General features: G+C 68.5%; 2 protein-coding genes. Both read right to left on the reverse strand.

All coding sequences use genetic code 11. The annotated features are described in order from the left end of the window. The coding region (locus AB0927_RS40790) for a condensation domain-containing protein (RefSeq protein WP_366672933.1) at positions 1-2,009 on the reverse strand (2,009 nt) is incomplete at its 3' end. Further along, the coding region (locus tag AB0927_RS40795) for an amino acid adenylation domain-containing protein (protein ID WP_366672934.1) at positions 2,006-5,452 on the reverse strand (3,447 nt) is incomplete at its 5' end. The genes AB0927_RS40795 and AB0927_RS40790, both read right to left, overlap by 4 nt.

The raw sequence follows: 5,452 nt of genomic DNA on the forward strand, positions 1-5,452 counted from the left end.
ACCGAGAAATCAAACGCATACGAGTGGAACAACGTCCACACATCATCCGACCCAAACCCAAACCACGAATCCACCGCACCGAACAACCGCACCACGGACCGATGCTCAACCACCACACCCTTCGGCCGACCCGTCGAACCCGACGTATAAATCACATAGGCCGGTATGCGCGAGTGCAGAGGTGCAAGCCGCTCGGAATCGGTGAGGTCGCCAGACGCCTGCGTTTCGAGGGCCTGCCGTGTGGCGGGGTCGTCCAGGAGAATCCGGCGGGTTTCGGCCGACAGCTCGACACCGCTGTCCCCGACGGTGATGACGGACATGGGGCGGGCGTCGTCCAGGATGTAGGCGATGCGATCGGCCGGATAGTCCGGGTCGATCGGCACATACGCCGCCCCCGTCTTCAACACCGCCAGTAGTGCCATGACCAGGTCGGCGGAGCGGGGCAGGGCCACCGCGACGAACCGCTCCGGACCCGCCCCCTGCTCAACCAGCAACCGCGCCAGCCGGTTCGCCCGCTCGTTCACCTCGCCATAGGTCAACCTCACATCCTCGAACACGACCGCCACCGCGTCCGGCGCCTTCGCGACCTGCTCCTCGAACAACACCGGCAGCACCCCACCCGGGACCTCCCGGCCGGCACCGCCCTCGCCACCCAGGAGCTGACGCAGCTCGGCGTCGTCAAGAATGCGTGCCCGGCTGACAGGCTGCTGCGGGTCCGCCAGAACCTCCTCCAGCAGACGCGTCAGCCAGCCCGCCATCCGCTCAACCGTCGACCGGTCGAACACATCCGTCGCGAACTCAATCCCACCCGAGATCCCGGCCGGCTCACCGGTCTCGGTAAAGGACTCCGCCAGGTTGAACGACAGGTCGAACTTCGCCGCCCCGGTCCCGGCCGGCTCGATCACGACGTCCAGGCCCGGCATCACCAGATCCGACGCAGGAGCGTTCTGGAATGCCAACGCCACCTGGAACAACGGATGACGTCCCATCGAGCGAGCCGGGTTCAGCACCTCCACCAGACGCTCGAACGGCACGTCCTGCGCACCGAACGCCCGCAGATCCGTCTCCCGAACCCGCTCCACCAACTCCGCAAACGACGGATCACCCGACACATCCGTCCGCAACACCAACGTGTTCACGAAGAACCCGACGAGATCGTCCAAGGCCTCGTCCAAGCGACCCGCCACCGGTGAACCGATCGGAATGTCCGTACCCGCGCCCAACCGGGACAGCAGGGCAGCCACCGCGGCCTGCATCACCATGAACACACTCGCCCCACGCTCCCGCGCAAGACCCACCACACCACGATGAACCCGCTCACCGAACGCCAGCTCCACGACGTCACCCGCATGCGAACCCACCATCGGACGCGGCCGGTCGAACGGCAGCGCCAACTCCTCGGGAATCCCCGCGAGTTCGCCCCGCCAGAACTCCACCTGCGACGCGCCTGTGCTTTCCGGATCATCCTCGTCACCGAGCAGCTCCCGCTGCCAGAGCGTGTAATCCGCATACTGCACCGGCAACGGCTCCCACTCCGGAGCCGCCCCCTCACACCGCGCTCCATAGGCCACCGCCAGGTCACGCGCCAGCGGACCGAGCGACCACCCATCACCCGCGATGTGATGCACCACGGCGACCAGCACGAACTCACCCGGCGCCACATCGAACAACCACGCCCGCACCGGAATCTCGGACTCAAGGTCGAACGCGTAAGCCGACACCGACTCGACATCGGCCGAGATCCGCTCGCTGTCGCTCTCCCGCAGCACCAGCGCCGGCGCCGCGTCCTCCACCGACAAGATCCGCTGGTACGGCTGGCCGTCCGCCTCCGGGAACACCGTCCGCAGGCTCTCATGCCGGTCCACGACATCCACCAGCGCCGCGTTCAGCGCGTCGACGCGCAGATCGCCCCGCAGTCGTACCACCAGCGGGATGTTGTACGTCGCGCTCGGCCCTTCCAACCGGCCCAGGAACCACAAACGCCGCTGAGCAAAGGACACCGGAATCATGAGCGCTCCTCGTACTTCGACCTGTCCATGCGGCGCAATGCCGGACGTGCTTTCTTCACGTTGCCGAGCTGGTCAACAACTCCGGCGACCGTGGGGTTTTCGAATAGCGGCCTGATGTCGAGCTCCAGGCCCATGACTGTGCGGATGCGGCTGATGAGGCGGGTGGCCAGGAGGGAGTGACCGCCGAGTTCGAAGAAGTTGTCGTCGATGGTGACCTGTTCGACGCCCAGTGCTTCGGCGAACAGCTCGCACAGCTGCTTCTCCTGGGCCGTACGCGGGGCACGTCCCTTCGTACCGGCGGTGAACTCCGGTGCGGGCAGGGCCCGTCGGTTCAGCTTCCCGTTCGGCGTCAGCGGCAGCTCGTCCAGCACCATGACCGCGGCCGGAACCATGTAGTCGGGGAGCGCCTTCGCCGCATGAGCCCGCAGATCCTGCGGGTCGAGCACCGCTCCACCCGCCGGGACGACGTACCCGACGAGCCGCTTGTCACCGGGCCGGTCCTCCCGCACCACCACCGCTGTCCGAGCGATGTCGGGGTGGGCGGCCAGGACGGACTCGATCTCCCCCAGCTCGATGCGGAAGCCGCGCACCTTCACCTGGTCGTCGATGCGGCCCAGGTACTCCAGCTTCCCGGTCGTGCTCCAGCGCACCAGGTCACCCGTGCGGTACATCCGCGCGCCCGGGCTCCCGAAGGGATCGGCGACGAAGCGTTCCGCGGTGAGATCCGGGCGGTTGAGATACCCACGCGCCAGCCCGGTGCCGGCGATGTACAGCTCGCCGGGGACACCGACCGGCACCGCCGACAGGCCCGCGTCCAGGATGTAGACCTGGGTGTTGGCGATCGGTCGGCCGATCGAGGAGACCCCGCCGGCCTCCGCGTGGACGTCGTCGACCGTGGACCAGATCGTGGTCTCGGTCGGCCCGTAGAGGTTGGTGACGGACGCCGTCCGGGAGACCAGCGTGCGCGCCAGCTCACCCGGCAGCGCCTCACCACCCACCAGCGCCCGCACTCCGGCCAGTTCATCGCGGGCATCGGCGACGACCGCGTGCCACAGGCTCGGCGTCGCCTGCATGACCGTCACCCCGGCCGAGGTGACCAGGGACCGCAGGGCGAGCGGATCACGTACCTGCTCCGGCGCGGCCAGGACGACCGCCGCCCCGTTCAGGAGAGGCAGATACAGCTCCAGACCGGCGATGTCGAAGGCGATCGTGGTCACCGCCAGCAGCCGATCGCCTGTCTTCAGAGCGAACCGCTCCTGCATCGACGCCAGGAAGTTCACCAGCGCCCGGTGCTCGACCACCACACCCTTCGGCCGACCCGTCGACCCGGACGTGAAGATCGCGTACGCCGGGATGCCCGCGCCCAGTGCACCCAGACGCTCGTCGTCGCGCAGATCCTCCCCCGCCTCCGCGGCGAGAGCCTGCTGCGTGGCGGGATCATCGAGGAGGAACCGGTTGGTGCCGGCTGGCACCTCGACCCCACCGCTCCCAACCGTGATGACGGCCATGGGGCGGGCGTCGTCCAGGATGGCGGCGATGCGGTCCGCCGGGTAGTCGGGGTCGATGGGGACGTACGCCGCCCCCGTCTTCAGCACCGCCAGTAGTGCGATGACCAGGTCGGCGGAGCGGGGCAGGGCGACGGCGACGAACCGTTCCGGACCCGCGCCCTGCGCGACCAGCAGCCGCGCGAGCCGGTTCGTCCGCTCGTTCACCTCGCGATACGACAGCTCGGCGCCACCGAATATCAGCGCTGTGGCGTCCGGCGCCTGCGCGACCTGCTCCTCGAACAGTTCTGGCAACGACCCGCCGGGGACGTACCTGCCCGTGTCGTTCCAGTCGCCGACGATCTGGTCCAGGCGGGTCTGATCGAGGACGGGGAGGGTGTGCAGGGGCGTGTCGGGGGCTTCGTCCAGAGCCTGGGTCAGGTGGCTGGTGGCGGTGTCCATCAGCGACAGCACGAGGTCGGGGTCGATCGGGGCGACACACTGGACGGTGAAGACGAACCCGTCGCCGGTGTCGTCCACCGACACCGTCAGCGGGTAGTTGGTCCGCTCCTGCGCGAAGAGAACCTCGATCCCCTCCACCTCCATACCGGCATCCGCCGCACCCACACTGTGCCGGTAGTTGAACAACGCGGTGAACAACGGCGCTTCGGCCGCAACGCCGCTCATCCGCTGGGCGAGGGCGAGCGGAGCGTGCTCGTGCACCAGCAACTCGGCCAGGTCGCCCTGCATCGAGTGAACCGCGTCCAGTGCGCCGCCACGGCTGGTGTCGAGGCGGACGGGCAGGGTGTTGATGAACAGACCCGGAATGCGGTCCGCGCCCGCACCCGCCTGCATCCGCCCGAACAACACCGTGCCGAACACCACGTCCTCACGCCCCGCCACGGCCGCGACCACCCGGGCGAACATCACGTGCAGCACCGTCGCCGCACTCACACCCAGACGACGCGCCGTCTCACGCACAGCGACAGCCGTCACCGCATCGAGAACCACGGAGGATTCGGCCACCCCCGTGCCGTCCCCTCGCACATCCATCACCGCGAACGGTGCCGTCGGCTCGTCCACGTCACCCAGCAGCCGGCCGAAGAACTCCTCGTGCTCGGCCACCGGGATGCCCAACCTCGCCTGCGCGACGAAGTTCCGGAACGGCAGCGGCGCCGCCAACTCCCCCTCACGCCCGTCCAGGAACGCCTGGACTTCCGCGAAGAGGACGTCCACCGCGGTGTGGTCCTGGATCAGGTGATGCACCTGCACCAGAGCCACGCACCGGCTCGTACCGGGCACATCCGCCACGGTCACATGGACGAGCGGAGCCACGGTGACGTCCATCAGCGAACCACACCTCGCCAGCAGCCCATCCACCACACCCTGCACGTCACCGTCCGCGAAACCCTCCAACGAGGCGTCGCGCACAGGGATTTCGGCGTGCCGGCAGACGACCTGGACCGGCTCGCGCAGCCCCTCCCACATCACAGCCGTACGCAGGATGTCGTGGCGGTCCACGACCTTCTGCAGGACACCGACGAACTCGTCCAACCGCGCCCGGGAGTCGAAGCCCAGGGCCATCGGCAGGACGTAGGCGTCCTCGCCCGAGGCGGCGCTCATCAGGTGGTGGAAGAGGATGCCCTCCTGCAACGGTGCCAGGGGATACACGTCCGCGACATTCCCCACACCACCGGGCACCCGGGCCACAATCCGGTCGATCTCCTCCTGGGACACGCCCGCCAACGGCACCATCTCCGGGGTGATCGCCTCCGCGCCCTCAACGATCCCGTTCTCGGGGACGACGACCGACCCACCGGAGACGCCACCGTCCGCCGAACCCAGGCCGGCCGCGAGACCGGCGACCGACGGCGTCACGAACAACGACCGCACCGGCACCGACAACCCACGCTCACGCAACCGCTCCACCAACGACACCGCCAACAGCGAATGCCCGCC

Origin of the sequence: Streptomyces sp. NPDC048106, assembly GCF_040706415.1 — a bacterium.
GTDB lineage: Bacteria > Actinomycetota > Actinomycetes > Streptomycetales > Streptomycetaceae > Streptomyces.